Here is a 19134-nt window from a genome sequence, read left to right as displayed (position 1 = left end):
CGTGGCTCTTTTCAATGGTTTCAATACAGGCCAATGGATGGCGATGCAGCACCAAAGCCATTATGCGACGGCTCGGCAATGGGTCATTGCTAATCCGGGTTGGGCTACAAGTACTGTTCAAATGTCGTATCTCACGTATGCCGAATCCCAAGGTGACACTTTGAGTCCTGCCGAATTCAGCCGCTACGCTCCCAGCAAGCATTGCCCTCTTTGTGCGCAACATCTTTTTCATTGCCGTCTTTATGATTATTGCTGGTTGGCACGATGCCCAATACACGGTTGTGAGTTGGTTGCGCGATGCCCACGATGCGAACAAAGCTGGCCCTCTGTAGCCAATATGAGTTCCCGTAATTGCGAACTCTGCGGGATACCCAAGTGGGAGAATCTCCTGGGCCGAGGCTTGTCTTCCCGTGCAATTACGCCACTCAGCAGCCTCCATCAGTTTCTGGAAGAGTCTACGCCAATTAATTGTTTAAGCAGCCGTCGGCTCCCCTTCATCGACTATACCGAGTACTTCTACTATCGTTCCCGGTGTCGTTACGATTCGTTTGGTCCAATTTCCGTAGACTCGAAGTTCTTTCCCGACTTCCAACTGTTCTTTTCACAATCGTTTACCAAGGATTCGCTTCAAGAACTGGGGGTCAGGACAACCGGCATTAGCCTGGCCTATTCGAAAGTGCAGACTAGGACGTTCAACCCCAAAATTGTAAAAGCCCAAAATGGCCGCAGACGGCCAGCCACTCGCTCCCCCAGCCGACATGCAATCTGCTCAATCATGAAATGTGCTCAACAGATTGTTGAATTTTTGGGCGGTGGCGAACTGAATAAGCACGTTTTGCGAATTAGGGAGTATCGATTTGCGCGTTACGTGGCTTTTTGGGAATCGGACATGCAACCGTGTCGAGTCTGTTTAGCGTTCACGCTCTGGTGGGCTGCCGTTACGCAGAGGTATTATGATCCTTTAAATTCGACGACACCTTTCTATTATTATTTCACTGAAATTTTTGGGTTTCAGGAATGGCCTCAAACACCCGACCGACTGGTTTCTTTTGATACGAGTGGCGCTGGCGATAGGCCCAGCCATCATATAGAACGTATTATTTTTGAGAGAAGTTTGCTGTGCCTTTTTTTGGATTTCTTAACGTATTCAGGGCATGTGTGTGAACGGCTGCGATGCCTCCATGCGGGGCATGTCGACCAATGGTCTGACAAGGCCCGATACAGACCCAGAGATTATGCTTCGCATCTATACGCCTATGGCCCGACCTCCCCTTCATCCTTCGGTTACTGCTGGCCAGATATTGATCCGTTGTCCGAAATAGACTGTAGTTTGTTGGAACATTCTGGGTGTCTGCCCACCAAAACACATTTCGTTGACCGAACCGAGGTCGACAACCTGTGTGACATCGAATGGGATCCCGGAGACGATCAGCTCTGGAACTACGAGGCCTTCAGATCACTGGTTTTAAGAATTGGCAATGCATTCCACGCCCAGAATGTCGCTGGAGGCTATCGTCGCCCTGTTTGGGACGAGCCTTTAGGGGCGGATGCTGCGTTTTTATACTTAAACCGCTATGGGCTCTCATGAAAAAGTACCGGTTTCGATCTTTTCCAATACCTCTCGTACCCATTTGCGCCCCTCAAAGGTATCCATGATCGCCATGGGGCTTTGCCCTGCCAGAGCCGATACTTCAGCGTTGAACCAGTTGGAAGCGGCTTCAGCGGACTCCCACACCTCAACAGCGCGCATATACACCACTACTGCATCGAGTATCGCTTCTGACTGCGCTTGTGATAGCGCTTTAACCTCGGATAAGGCTGCTAGGTCCCCAGATGACTCGATACCCAGGGCCGCCGCTAAAACCGGCTTGAGGTTTGCGACTCTTAACAGCTTACTGAGCCACGTCCCGGTTAGACCGCCTCTGATGACATCAATCAATACTGGCGAAGATGTAAGAACGACTCCGGGCACTTCATTGGTTATGTCGTTGGTACCTTGAGTCGACTGCTCTTGGGTTGATTGGGCTTGTTGAAGAATGGACTGCAGGGTCCTCTGCACTTGAGAATGTTCGACCTCAGAGGGATAGTTGTACCCTACGCTCGGGTTGTCTGCTTCGTAGTGTCGAACAAACTCCCTTTTTTTCGTCAAGAACTCGGTATAAGAACAGTGTTCTGACTGCCAAAGGATTTGTTGCCTGATGATGTATTCTTTTCTGTCGTCTTCCGGCAGATGCGCAAATTCGTCGTTCAAAGACTCCAGATCTAAACCACTACGGCTATAGCAACAAGGGGTCTCACTGTCGCCCTCCGCAATAAAAATCTTTCCAGTAGGAAAAGTGATCAAGACGATCTGTCTCATGGAGCAATGCCGTCTGGTTTGTGAATTACGTATTGAGACTAAGGATAGCTGATTACCGGCCCGGTAATCAGCGTCGAATCTAAGATCGAACCACCAACACAATCGCCGTTATATCTCGACCTATTTCACTTGCAGTGGTTGCAAACGCACCCCATATTCTGCACAGCGCGCCGCCCGTCTGCGAGTTGGAGATGGGCGCCCACTCAATATTAAACGCTTGAGAGTCGGTTTCTTGAGCGAGAACAGTCGTGGTCAGGGCTAGTCGATGGCAACGCTGTGCAAACCATGCAGGATTCGGTATTTCGGTAGGGCGAACTTGGTCATCCTATTACTGGCGTCTGGTCAGCCCTTGCCCACATAAAAATTAAGCATGCCTTGATAAATTCCGGTCGCCGGCTCATGTGCGCACGTCTTGAACCTTTTGCATCCATTACTGGTTTTTGACACTAGGAGAAATTCTCCCAAAGGAAAAAAAGCATCGTGACAAATCGCTTTCAGTATATACCTGCATGGCGATTTCAGGGATGCCTCCCGTACACTGTGCCCTCGAATCCTTTCATCTCAGGCAGACCAGAGATTGGCCATCTCAAAAAACGCTGATACAGTCATGACTAAGTTAGTAAGGTAACAAACTAGGTTGATGTAGCCCTTATCCTTAATCACCATTTGGTAAACCGACTCTCTTCAGATCAAATAATAAAGCTGGGCATTGGGAGCAAGTTGTGCAGGAACGCATTAATCCATCAGCAAATTTTGGCTTTCTGGCCGAGCACGACCAACTTTTCGCAGAGCTTGCCGGCACCGCCGAGCGCGCTTTCTCCAGCGACCCCAACACCACACTGATCAAGCTTCGCCAACTTGGAGAGGGATTGGCACAGCATCTAGCTGCGCTCTCAGGCATCGAGTTCGACGAACAAACCAGCCAGGCTGACCTGATCTATCGCCTGAACCGGGAACTGCGCCTTGAGCCGCAGGTAAAAGAGTTGTTCCATACCCTGCGAATCGAAGGTAACAAAGCCACACACCAGTTCCGTACACGCCATAAAGAAGCCATGGACGGCCTGAAGCTGGCCCGGGAACTGGCGATCTGGTTTCACCGTTCCTTCGGCAAAGCGGGTACCAACTTCAAACCCGGCCCATTCGTGCCTCCGGCAGACCCAAGCGCCCAGTTACGTCAGCTGCAGACCGACATCGAAAAGCTCCGTCATGAGCTCCAGCAAACCAATATGGAGCTGGACAGTAGCCAGCAGCTGAGGCAGCTGATTGAAAAAGAGAAGACCGAGTACGAAGCGCTCGCCCATGCCATGGATGAAGAATCCCGTGCCCTGTCCGAACAGGCCCGAAAGCATGAACAAGCACTGACGGAGCAACAGCAGGCGTACGAAGATAAGATCAAATCCCTGCAACAACAGCTATCCAATAAGGGCGAGCAAACCGTCAATGCTCAGCGCCAGCAGGTAGCCAAGCAGACCAGGGCCGCCAGCGATACCCTGGTCCTGAACGAAGAACTCACCCGCATTCTCATCGATCAGCAACTGGTTGAGGCCGGCTGGGAAGCAGATAGCCAGGAAATCACCTACCAGAAAGGTGCAAGGCCCGAAAAAGGCACCACCCGGGCCATTGCCGAGTGGCCCACTAACGCCAAAGGTGAGAAAGGACGGGCGGATTACGTTCTGTTTGCGGGCCTCACACCGATTGCCGTGGTAGAAGCCAAGAAAGAAAACACCAATGTGGCCGGCAAAATTCGCCAGGCCGAGCGCTACAGCAAAGGGCTAAAGGTGGAATCGCCCTTGGTCGGAGCCTGGGAACTCACTGGGCGCACTATCGCCTGGCCGACGGATGACGATGGTCACTTCCTGGCACCCTTTGTCTACTCGTGCAACGGACGGCCCTATATACCGCAGCTCGCAGAGCAGTCTGGCACCTGGTTCCGGGATGTGCGGGAGGCAAGCAATACCCGTCGGGCGTTACCGGGTTTTCATACTCCCGGAGGCCTGCTGGACCTATTGGAACGAGATAGGGACAACGCTGAAAAGCTGCTGAAGAATGAGCCCTTTGGATACCTGAAGCTGCGGGACTATCAGCAAAAAGCCATTCTCGCCACTGAAAATGCACTGGCACAGGGTGTTCGGTCCGCCCTACTCGCCATGGCAACAGGGACCGGCAAAACCCGCACTGTTATTGGCCTGATGTACCGGTTTCTGAAAACGGAACGCTTCCGGCGAATACTCTTTCTGGTAGACCGCACTGCCCTTGGCCAGCAAGCCATTGATGCCTTTAACGAGGCGCCGCTGGAACAGAGCCACACCCTCAGCAAGATCTACAACGTCGCAGAACTGGGCGACATGGGCGCGGAAGCGGAAACCCGGGTGCAGGTGGCCACGGTACAGGCGATGGTGAAACGCATCTTTATGAGTGATGAGCCGCCGCCCATCGATCAGTTCGACTGTATCATCATCGATGAGGCTCACCGGGGCTACACCCTGGATCAGGAAATGACTGAGGGCGAGCTGGCCACCCGGGACACCAGTCAATACATCTCCAGCTATCGCCGGGTCCTCGACTACTTCGATGCGGTCAAAATCGGTCTTACCGCCACTCCAGCCAAGCACACCAGTGAAATTTTCGGCAAACCGATTTACACCTACTCCTACAGGGAGGCGGTGGCAGATGACTGGCTGATCGACCATGAGCCACCCATCCGCTACGAAACCCTGCTCACCCGGAACGGTATCCAGTTCGAGAAGGGCAAGCCGGTGGAAGTGATCAATACCCAGACTGGTGAGGTGGATACCACCGAACTGGAAGACGAGCTTAATTTCGAAGTAGACGCCTTTAACCGCCGTGTGATCAACGAGAATTTCAATCGCGTGATCTGCGAGCAACTGGTGCAAGAGCTCGATCCACTAGGCGACGAGAAAACCATGATCTTTTGCGCCACCGACATGCATGCCGACATGGTCAAGCGTCTGCTGGATGATGCTTTCAAGAATCTCTACAACGGCAGCTACAACGAAGCCGCCGTCGCCAAGATCACCGGGCAGAGCGACAAAGTGGGTCAGCTTATCCGCCGTTATAAGAACGAGCGTTATCCGAGCATCGCTATTACCGTGGATCTGCTCACCACGGGTATCGACGTGCCTCCCATCTGCAACCTTGTATTTATGCGCCGGGTACGATCACGTATCCTTTTCGAGCAGATGATCGGCCGTGCCACCCGTCGCTGTGATGAGATCGGCAAGACCGTCTTCCGCATCTACGATCCGGTGGATATCTACGCCGCCCTTCAGGATGTGAGCACCATGAAGCCCCTGGTGAGAGACCCCAACATCACCCTGGAACAACTGGTCGACGAACTTACGGACGAGAACCAGCTGGAAAAAGCCCTTAACAGCCCTGGCGAGCAGAACGATGAGAGCCAGGCCGACGTGGTTCTCAGTCAGCTCAGCCAGAAACTGATGCGGGTTCTGCGTAAGGCTGACAACAAGGCCGATAGCCGCCCTGCCCTAAAACAGAAACTGGATGAACTACAGCAGGTCTGGGGTGTTGAGCCGAAATCCCTTCATCAGCACCTCCACAAGCTGGGTCCACGCCAAGCGTCTGAATTCATCCGTCAGCACAGCGGTCTTCTTAGCCAGCTTGCCGAGGTGAAACAGCTCGCGGGCACCGAATACATGCCGTTGATCTCCAACGACGAGGATGAGTTCGAGAAACGGACGCAAGCCTATGGCATTCACGAGCGGCCGGAAGACTACCTGGACGAATTCAACCGATTCATTAAGGAACAGCTCAACCAGTCTGCCGCCCTGGCCGTGGTAGTCAATAAACCCCGGGATCTTACCCGGGACCAGCTCCGGGAAGTAAGGCTACTCCTGGATAACAACGGTTACTCCGAGGCCAGATTACAGGCCGCTGTTCGCAACCAAACCAATAAGGACATTGCTGCCAGCATCATCGGTTACATCCGTCGCGCTGCCCTCGGAGAGCCGCTGATCCCTTTCGAGCAGCGGGTTGCAGAGGCCATGGACCGGATTTACACACAGCACAGCTGGAACCCAAACCAGCGCAGATGGCTGGATCGGCTAGCCAAGCAACTGGTACATGAAGTCATCATCGATCGGGAGTTCGTCAACAATCGCTTCGCTGACGACGGCGGTGCCCGGCAGATGGACAAAATACTGGGAGAGCAGCTGGATACGGTGCTGGATGAACTGAATGAAGCCATGTGGCCTCGCCAAAGTGCCTGAACAGCAAACCGAATTGTAACTTTCAACTCTACCTGAATTATTGGAACCCATGACCAACAACGACATCGTCCAAAAACTCTGGAACCTCTGTGACGTCCTGCGGGACGACGGTATTAACTACTCGGACTACGTCACCGAACTGGTACTGCTGCTTTTCATCAAAATGGTCCATGAAAACACTGAAGCCGGTACCCTCAGAAAGCACCCACTACCCGAAGGCTGCCGCTGGACCGACATCAATGGCAAATCCGGCATCAACCTGCTTAACGACTACAAACGCATCCTGCTCAGCCTATCGACTGGCAAAGACGGCGACGGCAACCTAGTGCACGATGACCCGCTGATCAGCGCCATCTACGCAGATGCCCAGACCCGCCTGCGGGAGCCGCGCCATCTGGAACAGATGATCAAAACTCTGGATCAAATCGACTGGTTTAGCGCCCAGAAGGATGGTCTGGGGGATCTGTACGAAGGCCTGCTGGAGAAGAACGCCAATGAGACCAAATCCGGTGCTGGCCAGTACTTCACCCCACGCGCCCTGATTAACACCATGGTGCGCTGCCTGAAACCGCAACCCGGCGAACACATACAAGATCCGGCGGCGGGCACCGCGGGCTTTCTGATTGCCGCCCACGAATACATCAAAAGCCAGACCGACGACCTGTACGACCTGACCGCCGACCAGAAAGCCTTTCAGTCCACCCGGGCCTATGTGGGTATTGAATTGGTACCAGGAACCCGCCGCCTGGCCCTGATGAACTGCCTGCTACATGGCATGGAAGGCGACGAGGAAGGCGTGGTGCATCTGGGCAATGCCCTGGGGCAGACCGGTGCGAGCCTGCCGAAAGCGGATGTGACCCTCGCCAATCCGCCCTTCGGCACCAGCAAAGGCGGAGACGCCAGCATCACCCGGGACGACCTGACCTACAAGACCAGCAACAAACAGCTGGCCTTTCTCCAGCACATCTACCGTAACCTCAAACCCGGTGGCCGCGCCGCCGTAGTACTGCCGGACAACGTACTGTTCGAAGCTGGCGTTGGCACCGACGTGCGCCGGGACCTGATGCACAAGTGCAACCTGCACACCATCCTACGCCTGCCCACCGGCATCTTTTACGCTCAAGGCGTGAAAACCAACGTCCTGTTCTTTACCAAGGGCAGCGTCGCGGACAAATATCAGGAAGAAAACTGCACCGAGAACGTCTGGGTCTACGACCTACGCACCAACATGCCCAGCTTCGGTAAACGCACACCCTTTGGCGACCAGCACCTGAAGCCGTTCGAGACCGTTTATGGGGAAAGCGCCAACGGCGACAGCGAGCGCAAAGAGGGTGAATACAGCTTCCATTCCGAAGCCGTCGAACTGCCCGAGCACAGCGATGAAAACGAAGGCATCGACCCACGGCTGGCCCACAGCCGCTGGCGCAGCTTCAGCCGCCAGTGGATTGCCGAACATAAAGGCGACTCGTTGGACATTTCCTGGCTGAAGGACAGCGACAATGTGGACGCGGCCAACCTGCCCGAGCCGAGTGTTTTGGCGGATGAGGCGATGGGGGAACTGGTGCAGGCGCTGGGAGAGCTAGATGCGTTGATGCGGGAGTTGGGGGCTGAGGAGGAGGCTGATGGGGCGAAGGTGCTTTTGCGGGAAATGATGGGCGGGGAAGAGTAATGTCAGAGCACAACATCCCCAATGGCTGGATACGATCCAAAATCTCAGACATCTCGACCAAAGGACTGCAGCGGAAACCAGCATCCAATGAAAGCTTCGCCTATGTGGACATAGGCAGTATCGACAGGAACCTAAAAAAGATTTCAGACCCTCAAGTGATTTCTGGGGAAAACGCACCCAGCAGGGCGAGGAAAGTTATCGAAAGCGGCGATATTCTGGTTTCTCTAACCAGGCCAAACCTCAATGCTGTAGCTCTGGTTGATCTGAAATATCACAAGCAAATCGCGTCGACTGGATTCGAAGTCATAAAACCTGTGCTAGTGGATAGTCGCTATATTTTCGCACTAGTTCGCTCAAAAGAATTCGTCGATCAGATAAGCGGAGTCGTTCAGGGTGCGCTCTACCCTGCAGCGAAGTCGTCGGATGTTCAGAACTTTGAGTTTCCGCTACCCCCCCTCGCCGAACAAAAAGTCATCGCCGACAAACTCGACACCCTGCTGGCCCAGGTGGAAAACACAAAAACCCGCCTCGAACACATTCCGCAAATCCTCAAACGCTTTCGCCAGTCCGTGCTGGCTGCGGCGGTGAGTGGGCGGTTGACGGAGGAATGGCGAGATCTAGCTGGCTTGCCTGAATGGGAGATAAAAGTGCTAGGTGATGTAATTGGAAACATTGATCAGGGTTGGAGTCCAAAATGTCATAATGAGCCCACGTCTGATGAAAGCTGGGGAGTTATCAAGACATCGTCAGTTCTTCCAATGGATTTCGTTGAATACGAGAATAAGAAGCTTCCAAGTAACCTTGATACAAAACCGAATTTGCGCGTCCTGCCCAGTGACATCCTCACTACAAGGGCGGGTCCTAGATCGCGATGCGGTATCACTTGTTATGTCAGTTCTCTATCTAAGAATCTGATGATTTGCGACAAGGTATATCGATATCGAGTGATCGAGGGAAAGGGAAGCAGCAAGTTTCTAGCACTTCAGCTCAACAGCCCCTCTGTGCTTGAGGAAATTGAAACGCTGAAAACAGGTATCTCCGAAAGCGGCATGAACCTGACCCAGAAAAAGTTTCGCGAATTAGAGCTCAACTGGCCCACTCCAGAAGAGCAAACCGAAATCGTCCGCCGAGTAGACCAACTCTTCGCCCACGCCGACCGCATCGAACACCGGGTCAACAACGCCTTGGCGCGCGCCAACAACCTCACCCAATCCATCCTGGCTAAAGCCTTCCGGGGCGAGCTCACCCAACAATGGCGCAAGGAAAATCCAGAGCTGGTCAGCGGTGAGAATAGTGCCGAGGCGTTGCTGAAGAGAATCAAAGCCGAGCGGGCGGCGATGAAACCTGCAAATAAAACTCCTAAGCGGACACCAGCGTGACGTATTTTCGCTGTTAGTGCGTTGCGGGAAACACCGCAATAGAAAGGAAGCAGCAGTATGAGCAAGCTCAATATCGCTTCGAACAAAGCAGAATTCACGGACAGGTTTCGCCGCTTGGCCGATCTGGTCGAGACTAGCAAGGAAAGTGCCAACCGCCACGGAGAGCGCTTCAATATTTTCTCCATACTTGGCGTTCAGCGCGATGAAAACCGGACCCATTCCCGGTACCTTGCGGAGTTGTTGAGTCCTTCCGGACGGCACGGTGAGGGTTCCCAATTTCTTAATGCATTTGTCAAAGACGTTCTGGGACTTTCACTCGATGTGAGTGGGCCGATCAAAGTAACAAGAGAACTGGCAACCGAAGACCGACGGCGTGTGGATATCGTGGTTGAGTCTACTGACCTTATTATCGGCGTTGAAGTAAAGATCGACGCCGGAGATCAAAAGGCTCAGCTCCACGACTATTTCACAGAGATCAGTCAACGGGCCAAAAATCGTAAAACCGTTGTGCTGGCCTATCTCACTTTGGATGGCAAGGCACCTTCAGGGTATAGCCTCAGGGGCCTTGAACAGGAGAATGTTCATTGCCTCTCCTTTGCAGAAGACATCCGCCAGTGGATCGACCGCTGTGCAGCCCTCTGTGAGCACAAACCAGAGTTATCTTACGCCCTCATCCAATACAAGCGCCTACTTGAAAGCCTCACCGGAGCCGGAACCTCTATGACCTCTCTTATTGCCGATAAATTGGCCCACAACCGTGGCGATCTGGAAACTGCCCTGGCAGTAGAAAAGGCACTGCCTAGAGCCAAATCCGCGGTCATGCTCCGGTTCTGGGAGGAACTATCTTCCGCTATGGCCAATGCGCTTGGTGCGGCGCCCGTCGTCTATGGGGATAAAACTCTGAGGGAGCTTTCTCACAATTACTTCAACGGTCGCGGCGGGAAACACGTTGGCATCAAACACCCCATTGGAGAGCTCAACGGAGAAAAGCTCTGTCTGTACGTGAACATCTACCACGCCATCCACTACGGTCTGCGCGTCGATAGCCCCTCGGGTTCAACAGTCTCGCGACCCGACATAAAAGATAAACTCAGGGAAAAGCTGAACGATGGTAACGCGGTAGCCAACAAGGAAGCAGATTGGCTGGTTTGCTACTACTACGACCCATACCCCAGTCATGAGCCTGCCGTCCTCAACTTTCACTCGTTTGACGGGGCTGTCCTTGATTTGCTGGAAGATGAAAACCGGCAAGCCGTCATCAATAATATGGTTGAGCATCAGGTGAGACTGGTAGATGAGGCCCGGGCCCTCATCGAAACCAGCACAGCGTAAAACGACAGAAATTGTCGTGACGTTGCTGTCTGATAGGTACGCCGATCTGACATTAGCGTCCAAAAAATCATTAGCGTCTGGTGGAAAACCGCTTAGCTGGACCGACGGAGACCATGCTTCATGAATCCTGAGCTATCGTTCGCCCAAAATCGCCTGAATCAGCTCACTGAACAACTGCTTTCGGAGACACCCGTTACTGGAGACATCATATTCTTCGCAAACGATGACGCTGGTGGAATAAGTGGCGCAACCTGGCGATTTGAAGATGAAGATCACGCACTTTTGAAAGATCGAAACGTCAAATTCATGCTTATGGAGTTGTTGAATACCCTCATTCAGCATCGGGCCGGTGAGGGGCATACAAATACCCTCCATGGCATCGTTCATCTTGAGAAGTCGTCACCAAGCATTCAGTGGTTAACCTCTAATGAGGCAGAGCAACAACGAAACTTAGAGTGACGCAAACTGGTGGCTGGTGCGCGCACGGACTAACGGGAAGATATATGGAATTTGCTCTCATAATCGGGTCAGTCATCTTTCTGTTCCTTCTTATCGGCGGCAACAAAGCGCCTCAGAAGCCACGTAAATCAGAAAGCGATGCACTCCGGATTAAAATCGTGATTGAAGAATCCGGTAAGAAGAAGCCCAACCGGGAGCTCGTGGATCAGAAGCCGGCTTTATTCAGAACCTCACAAAACAACTCGCCAGAACACAACACATCAGCTATTAACCGTGGGCTCATCATCGCTGAACCATGGATTGGCAAAATCCTGAATGGTGAGAAGGTATGGGAGATGAGGGGCCAAAGGACAAAAATGCGCGGGCCGATTGCCCTGATCAAAAAAGGTAGTAAAACGATTGTTGGTATCTGCCATTTGGACGGCGTTGAGGGACCTTTCGATAATCGTGAGCTAGCTTTGCACCAATCCAAACATCAAGTCCCTTCTGATATCTACGAGTCTCCGGATTATAAATGGCGCTATGCCTGGGTATTGTCAGAGATAGAGCCCCTTGCTCAACCGGTTCCTTACAAACACGCTAGTGGGTCCGTAATATGGGTCAAGCTGGACGAAGACGCCATAAATCGGCTTGCTGCCGCAAGTTCGTCCCAGATCTCAACACCGGACTACGATGCTGTTGATTCTTGTACCGAGTCGCCGGATGCTGAATTCGTGAGGATGATTACGGTACCTTACGCCCGTGATGGTTCTTATTTTTGCCGGCATCAATCCTCGATTGGCGGTCGTTATTTTATTGAAAGCAAACACGGGAGCCTGGAATTCACCGATTACGACGAAGCTCTGGATTATATGCGGAATATGTCAGTTGCCCGCTGGTGTCGCCCTACCGATCAAAGTACCTGCGAAATTGTTAGTGCAGTCGAATGGAAGGCTCTGATCGAGGATTAATTAGGATTCAAGGAGAATCACATAGTGCAAACGGATCTAACCCAAGAACAGCAGCTCAAGAATATTCTCGATGGTATATCGCCCTTTGACAGGAATCCTGTGTGGCTTTCCAGCTTGGCCGAATTTCTTGAATACGTAGGCAATGCGGATCTGGAAACCCGAAAAACCCGCGAGTTCCAGCAAAAGCTGTGGGAAGACAATCAAGTAAGCGGCGTGGGGATGGGCACTGTGAATATAACGGCAGCGCTCGATGATCCGGACTTCAGGTCTTGGATTGCTGAGGCTTCAATGAAGCCCCTACCCGAAAGCCACGAGGCCCGAATAGCCCAATTACAGTCTTTTCACGACCAAATGGCCGCTTGGCTGAAAAAGTACACGAAACGTATTGCTTGGGTAAAAATTTGTCGGGTAATGGCTGCGCTTTACCCACAGCATTTCAGTACGATTACCTACGATCTCATGGCTCAGGAATGTCACCGCGCATGGTTCGGAGACTCGGCACGCCGCCCCAAAGTAGTCAGCTGTCAGAACGACCTGATGCGACGTTTGGAAGATTTGCTAGGCCCCGTAAAGAACACGCCGACCGCGCTCGCGGATCGAATGACGCTTCCATGGTTTGTGTATGAGAGCCACGTTCAGGGCTCCCGTATGGAGACTGTGGCTGAAGTAGCAAACGATCAGGGGGAGGTTAAACTGAAGCCATTGCCCGCTCTCCAACGGCGGAAAGGGCTATCCAGCATCCGGGGCGGTATGGCAACTCTGATAAAGGGACTGAGCTTTGTCGAAGATGGCGTTCGCCGAGATGAGTTGATTGATTTTCTTAGATCTGAATTCCCGGACTACCGAGAGAACAGTCTTAGAACTCTGGTCAATGTTCTGAAGAACGAATTTTATGTAATTCAGGAAAACGACGGAATCTTCACCAAGACGACTCGGGGCGAGCTATATCTGGAGACAGAGGACCCGCAAGAGTTAGTACCTATTTTTCTTACCCGGGTTCTCGGAATCGATCATGTTCTACTTGCTCTGAAAGAGCGGGACCGAACCAGTCGAGAACTCTATTCGCTTCTTCAGAAGGTAAATTCTGGATGGACTTCAGACTTCATGCCGGGAAGCCTCATAAAATGGCTGAAGGACTTTGAGCTGATTCAAAACTCGGATAGTGGTCTGTTTTCACTGAGCGAATCTGGCCAGGAATGGACGGAGCAGATTCATTGGACGCCAGAGTTCCTGAAACCGGCGGATCTGGGTGAAGGGGCCGATGCGCCAGATATCGAGGCTGACTTTCTCAATATAAGCTCCGTTGATGAAGTTGCCCTTATAAACGAGGTCACGGCCAGTACCGCATTTGCATCCAGACTTGTGAGTCAGCTTCACTTTGGCTTGTGGTCTCATGAGCGTCGCCATTTGGCCATTCTTGCGGGCCTTTCGGGATCGGGTAAAACCCTATTGGCCCAACGCTATGGGCAAGCCCTTACAGAGCAATTCAACCTTCCAGCTGACAAGCACGTGTTTGTTCAGGCGGTACAGCCAGGCTGGTATGACGCATCGCCACTCTTCGGCCACATTAATCCTTTAAGGCCTGACAATTATGTCCGCTCTCCGCTGCTGGATTTCCTGCTGCAGGCTGCCAGCCGTCCGAATGAGCCATTTATTGTGATTCTGGATGAGATGAATCTCTCTCATCCAGAACAGTATTTTGCGCCAGTACTGTCGGCTATGGAGACTGGCGATCACCTCCGCTTACACAACGAAGGAAAATCCTTTGACGGTGTACCGAACACTATTCCATATCCAAGCAACGTGGCCTTTATCGGTACTGTGAACATGGATGAAACCACTCACGGCATTTCAGACAAGGTTCTCGACCGTGCTTTCACAATGGAGTTTTGGGAGATCAATTTGGAGAACTATCCGAATTGGCAGAACTTCGGCCTGAACGTCCGGGACTTATCAAGAGTAAAAGATTGCCTCACAGACCTTCTCAGCGCGTTAGAAACCGAACGTATGCACTTTGGTTGGCGTACGGTAGAAGACGTTCTCTCTTATATGGCCCTCGCTCAAAAGATGCCGGACATCGAAGTCGCTAACGCATTGGATGACGTCATTTATGCACGAGTGCTTCCCAAATTGCGAGGATCCGAGAGCCAAAGGCTCCATGAAGCTCTTTTGCAGGTAATCAAGGTACTCACTGAGTATGACCTCAAGCGATGCCGCGCGAAGGTGGAGACGTTGAAAAGAGATTTGAGTGATACGGGCATGATGCGATTCTGGCGCTGATATGAAAATTCCGGTCTTCTCAGTGGATTCATCACACGGATTGCTTGGTTATCTCGACTCTGAGCAAAAACTGCTGGATTGCGATGAAGCACAAAGCTACCTGATACAGGTTCCGGATAGAACTGCCAGGCTTTATGCAGATGACGCTTTATTGGAAATGGACGATTCAGGCGAACACTGGGTTTGGCAGCCAGGATTTTTTGCGGGTGAGATGATCTTTGAGCTGGAGCTTCCAGACCTGGCTTCCCCACTCCGTTATAAGGTGGACGTCGCACCAGCCAAGCATAAAACGGGGCGAGAGCAATTCAACGAATATCTTCAGCAGATTGTGGATTATGTCCCCGAGCTAGTGACTGGTACCGAGCCCGCCCTGCAAGACCTTGCAGGGCGTTCCAGTTTTGTTTCCTTGTGGCTCCGTTATTCGCGCTTGCGACAATTTAGTGGTCGTTACCTGTCTGGCCTCAATGCTATTTGCGAACGGCCAATCATCCGACTCAACAGCCAGCGCGAACAAATGCCTCTGCACATGGCGAAAAGCGTCGATGAGACAACCATTCAGCGTTTGATCAGCAACCCAAGGCTGCTTGCAGCGTTCGCTGAAGACAGAACGTCTGAAACAGCCCTGGCTCCAGAAGACTGGAATCTGGACGTACCGTTTCACGAACCATCGCTGGACAACCCTGCAAACCGGCTCATAGCCAGGCAGCTGGTCGAGGTTCGCCGGCTGACGAGGCTTTTATTAGCTGAATTACGGGATCTTCGGGTTACGGTATCCGAAACCAAAACCGATCTGATGGCGAGATTGCCCCGCCGTATCCGTTTCCTACAGGCTATGGATAAGCAACTGGGCCGGCTTTCGCGCAGAGACCCGTTTGCCAGAGTAAATATGGATAAGCGAGGAGCCGCAGGGTTCAACGCGGTTTCCGGAAATCCTCACTACAGCATGACCCATCAGGCTGGCATCAGAATTCTTCGCCTGGGTCTATCCGATATGTCGTCCGGAGAACAACACTACACCGCCCCAACATGGGAGATATATGAGGCATGGTGCTTCGTCGCTATCGCTGAGGCGCTCGAATTGAGGTTCCCAGAGTTTTGCTGGCGGCTGGAACACAAGCCTGAATCAGCAGATCTCGCTCTAAAAGGAGACGCGGGTGAAAAACACATTTCTCTTTTCTACCAGATGAAATGTCGCTCTCTCGAAAAACCCAACCGGTACGGGTATTTTTCTATCTCAAGGGAAAGAAGGCCGGACATGGTGCTAGAGATTGCGAAAGGAGAAAACAAGCAGTTCATCTGTCTCGACAGCAAATATACGGCGAGCGGTGAGAGGATTCTAGATTCAATGTCCTCTGCCCACATTTACCGCGACTCCTTAAGGTGCGGCTCCATTTCTCCGCTATTATCGATCATCCTTGTGCCGGCTAATAAAACCGTGTCTGTGCTTGGTAGTGACGAATACTGGGATAGGTATGGGGTCGGATGTGCCATCTTGAACAAGCAAAGTGATACAGCGTCATTACTCGACCGTGTGGTTAGAGCTCTGCCCTTCTGATGCTGACATTCCTAAAAAGATGCATACGGTGTAGAGGGGTGTTGATAAAACTTTCGCCCAGATTTCAAGCGAGGCTTCGAAAGGAGGCAGATCATCCAATTTTTACTGAAACATAGAAATTTCCGATCGCTATCTGTCTTTTGCTTAGCGGCGTTAATCTCTGCTTGTGGGGTGTCGGACAAAGAGCGTCTGATAATTGAAAACTGCAAGCAAACCGGACAATCCCTTGATGTCTACGACAGTGACGGAGAGCATCTTGCGGATACACGCCTGGGCAGGCAGTTGATCGACGAAGTTTGTAGGGTAAAGGCCGAGCTTTATGTTGAGGGATATAGAATTGACCCGACCATGAATCGGCGAGATATGTGGTTCTACCAGCAACACGTCATGCAAGAAAAGAGCTTACGAGGCCTGTACCTCAATTCAATTAGGTAGTGGCAAAACTGATGTGAGAATTCGCCGAGGCGAAGCTGGGGAAATCGAATAGAACCCGTATTAGCTACAGCCTGACTCGGAAAAATCCGGCTCCCGGAATGGACGACGAGTTTAGTACTATTTGTGGACACCGTAATCAACGATCTATTTTAGAATCTACTTTAAGTTTATTTAGCACTTTTTGTGGAAACTACCCACTAACCTACTGATTTATCGTAAAGAAGGTTTAGTAGTTCTTATGGTCGTCCACCGGATTCCGCTTGATGGATTTCCCAGGCCACGATCTTGCAGCTATAGATATCCATGATCAGGTACAGATACCAGTGCTGACCACGCACCGCGGAAGGATAATAACTGATGTCCCAACTCCAACCTGGTTTGGGCCTGTTGCGGTGAAGCTGCTCGGCTCAGGCACCTTGCGAGGCGGTTTCATGCGCCCTCTGTGGCTTTTGCTGGAGCTTTTTCAGTGCCCGATAAAACGACGACTCCGAGGCCAGATAAAGGCCTTTGTCAGCGAGTGACGGCACAACCTGCGACGGCGCTTCATTGTGCGCTCGCTGATATCTATCAGCTCTGCGACCTTGTATCGGGCTGCACCGCATCATCGGCAATGGTTCATCAAACAGCTCCAGGGCCTTGCACGTTCGGTCAGCGGCGTCAGTTGTCCTCGCTGCTGTCCGGGTCTTCCACGTACAAGGCTTCGAGCTTTTTTGACAGCACCAGAAGTGAACGGAGCAGAGCCCTAAGCACTGCGTTTTAGTGATACAAAAGAGATCCAAGTCTGGACAAAGTTCGTAAAGACATCTACTCATTATTAAATAATTCTAATGTTTTCACTGTCTTATAATATGAGGACTCTTGTTGATGTCACTGAAACATTTTTTTGGGAACCTGGCCGTAGGTAAAAAGCTGGCGGGCAGCTTTGCTATTCTCCTGATACTGCTCGCCATTGTGTCTGCTGTCGGGATTTTTTCGCTTAATGACTATAATCGCGGCGTTTTGATAGTAAAACACGCCAACGAGGCAGAAATCGGATTGCTGGAGGCAGAAAGGGCCGAGAAGAACTTCACAATCACACAGGACCCCAAGTATATCCAGCGCGCGCTCAAGTACCTCGGTGAGGCTAAAGCTGCTGTGACGCCCCTGATTGATATGCAACAGGCTGACAGCGAGGACCAGCAGCAGGCAGAACAGATCCTTGACGGTGTCCGGTCCTTTGAGGAACTGCTCAAACGGTATGAGTCCAGCATCTCCGGCCGGGCAGACATTGTCAGATCCCTTGAAGAGCAAATGGCCGCTGTTGCAGGCAGTACCATCGACTCAATGGAGGGTCTTAAACAGGGCGAGCAGGCAGAGTTGCAGGATATATATGACCTTGCTGTTGCGGAAGTCACTATCGTGACAGTGATCGCCCTCATTGTTGCCTTCATCCTTGCGTGGACCCTGACCCGATCAATCACCCGGCCAATCAACGAGGCGGTTAGCATAGCCAACAAGGTTGCCTCAGGCGACCTGACGGTGAATGTTCAAGACCTGCGCGGCGATGAATTCGGTCAGTTGCTTGCAGCCTTTGGCACGATGATCACGAACCTCAGAGAACTGATTCGTGAAATCGAAACCGGTGCTTCCAGCATAGCTTCATCCTCGGAAGAGCTTTCCACGGTAAGCAACCAGAACAGCGAGGGTGTGGCAGAACAACAAGCCCAGACCGACCAGGTGGCCACTGCGATGAATGAGATGGTTGCGACGGTCAATGAGGTGGCAAAAAGTGCGGAAGCGGCCTTTGAGGCAGCCAATCACGCCAGCGACAAGTCCGGCAATGGTGAAAAGGCCGTCCGGGAAACCCTGGAATTGGTCGCAGACCTGAATAAACAAAGTACTAACGTGATGGAGCAGCTCAACGGTCTGCAAACTCAAACCAACAACATTGCGACTGTGCTGGACGTGATCAAGTCGGTTGCCGAGCAGACCAACCTGCTGGCACTGAACGCCGCTATAGAGGCGGCCCGTGCTGGCGAGCACGGGCGTGGCTTCTCGGTGGTGGCCGATGAAGTGCGGTCACTGGCTCAACGTACCCAAAGCTCTGCCGCCGAGATTGAAACGCTGATCAGCAACCTGGTTGCCAGTGCGGAATCATCGGTTTCCAGCATGGAGACTGGCAATAAACTCGCGGAACAGACACTTGAGCGGGCACAACGGGCCGGTACTGTTATTCAGGAAATGGCGCAAGCGGTTGAAGAGATCCGCCAGTACAACAGTCAGATTGCAACGGCTGCTGAAGAGCAAAGCTCCGTGGCGGACGAGATCAATCAGAACGTCACTCTGATCCGCGATGTGGGCGATCAGTCTGCGGCTTCCACCGAACAGGTCTCTTCAGCCAGCCAGGAACTGGCGCGGCTCGCAGAAGGGCTCAGTACGCAAGTTGCACGTTTCAAGGTGTGATCAGCAATAGAGTATATCCAGTCCACC

The 19134-nt window shown here is 52.2% G+C and carries 11 protein-coding genes and 1 pseudogene; 10 read left to right on the top strand and 2 right to left on the bottom strand.

Going from position 1 to position 19134, the window contains the following annotated elements; all coding sequences use genetic code 11:
• The first annotated feature begins 1 nt into the window (after nucleotide 1).
• Nucleotides 2–1588 (top strand): hypothetical protein, encoded by a 1587-nt coding sequence (locus BKP64_RS19275; protein ID WP_157755402.1) that lies wholly within the window; start codon nucleotides 2–4, stop codon nucleotides 1586–1588.
• Here BKP64_RS19275 and BKP64_RS05710 read toward each other — a convergent pair.
• Nucleotides 1583–2359 carry an antitoxin Xre/MbcA/ParS toxin-binding domain-containing protein gene (locus BKP64_RS05710; protein WP_070967143.1) on the bottom strand — a complete coding sequence of 259 codons (777 nt, stop codon included), beginning with the start codon at nucleotides 2357–2359 and terminating at the stop codon, nucleotides 1583–1585. The genes BKP64_RS19275 and BKP64_RS05710 overlap by 6 nt on opposite strands.
• A gap of 722 nt (nucleotides 2360–3081) precedes the next feature.
• Here BKP64_RS05710 and hsdR point away from each other — a divergent pair.
• From hsdR to BKP64_RS05670, 8 genes are all read left to right on the top strand, one after another.
• On the top strand, nucleotides 3082–6606 hold the full coding sequence (hsdR, locus tag BKP64_RS05705; RefSeq protein ID WP_070967140.1) for a type I restriction-modification system endonuclease: 3525 nt from the start codon (nucleotides 3082–3084) through the stop codon (nucleotides 6604–6606).
• A gap of 49 nt (nucleotides 6607–6655) precedes the next feature.
• The gene (locus BKP64_RS05700) at nucleotides 6656–8275 is read left to right on the top strand and encodes a class I SAM-dependent DNA methyltransferase (RefSeq protein ID WP_070967137.1); all 1620 of its coding nucleotides are present in this window, start codon (nucleotides 6656–6658) and stop codon (nucleotides 8273–8275) included.
• The gene (locus tag BKP64_RS05695) at nucleotides 8275–9654 is read left to right on the top strand and encodes a restriction endonuclease subunit S (RefSeq protein ID WP_070967134.1); all 1380 of its coding nucleotides are present in this window, start codon (nucleotides 8275–8277) and stop codon (nucleotides 9652–9654) included. Before BKP64_RS05700 ends, BKP64_RS05695 begins: the two co-directional genes overlap by 1 nt.
• A 57-nt stretch (nucleotides 9655–9711) precedes the next feature.
• Nucleotides 9712–10986 (top strand): PDDEXK-like family protein, encoded by a 1275-nt coding sequence (locus BKP64_RS05690; protein ID WP_070967131.1) that lies wholly within the window; start codon nucleotides 9712–9714, stop codon nucleotides 10984–10986.
• Nucleotides 10987–11106: 120 nt separating this feature from the next.
• Complete coding sequence (locus BKP64_RS05685) at nucleotides 11107–11445, top strand: hypothetical protein (RefSeq protein WP_070967129.1); 339 nt, start codon at nucleotides 11107–11109, stop codon at nucleotides 11443–11445.
• A gap of 44 nt (nucleotides 11446–11489) precedes the next feature.
• Nucleotides 11490–12395 (top strand): ASCH domain-containing protein, encoded by a 906-nt coding sequence (locus BKP64_RS05680; protein WP_070967126.1) that lies wholly within the window; start codon nucleotides 11490–11492, stop codon nucleotides 12393–12395.
• 24 nt (nucleotides 12396–12419) lie between these two features.
• Nucleotides 12420–14675, top strand: coding sequence for an McrB family protein (locus BKP64_RS05675; protein WP_070967124.1), 2256 nt, complete (start codon nucleotides 12420–12422; stop codon nucleotides 14673–14675).
• Nucleotide 14676: 1 nt separating this feature from the next.
• Nucleotides 14677–16230 carry a DUF2357 domain-containing protein gene (locus BKP64_RS05670; protein ID WP_070967121.1) on the top strand — a complete coding sequence of 518 codons (1554 nt, stop codon included), beginning with the start codon at nucleotides 14677–14679 and terminating at the stop codon, nucleotides 16228–16230.
• A 677-nt stretch (nucleotides 16231–16907) separates the two neighbouring features.
• Here the strand turns inward: BKP64_RS05670 and BKP64_RS19485 are convergent.
• A pseudogene (locus tag BKP64_RS19485) lies at nucleotides 16908–17204 on the bottom strand (IS3 family transposase); the annotation flags it as partial.
• A gap of 325 nt (nucleotides 17205–17529) precedes the next feature.
• On the opposite strand from BKP64_RS19485, the gene BKP64_RS05655 reads away from it, so the two are divergent.
• Nucleotides 17530–19107: a HAMP domain-containing methyl-accepting chemotaxis protein gene (locus BKP64_RS05655; RefSeq protein WP_070967113.1), complete on the top strand. Its 1578-nt coding sequence runs from the start codon at nucleotides 17530–17532 to the stop codon at nucleotides 19105–19107.
• Nucleotides 19108–19134 lie beyond the last annotated feature (27 nt).

The organism is Marinobacter salinus (assembly GCF_001854125.1).
In the GTDB taxonomy this organism is placed as follows: Bacteria; Pseudomonadota; Gammaproteobacteria; order Pseudomonadales; family Oleiphilaceae; genus Marinobacter; species Marinobacter salinus.
Note: the sequence above shows the minus strand (reverse complement) of the source record. Positions and strands in the feature narration are given on the sequence as shown.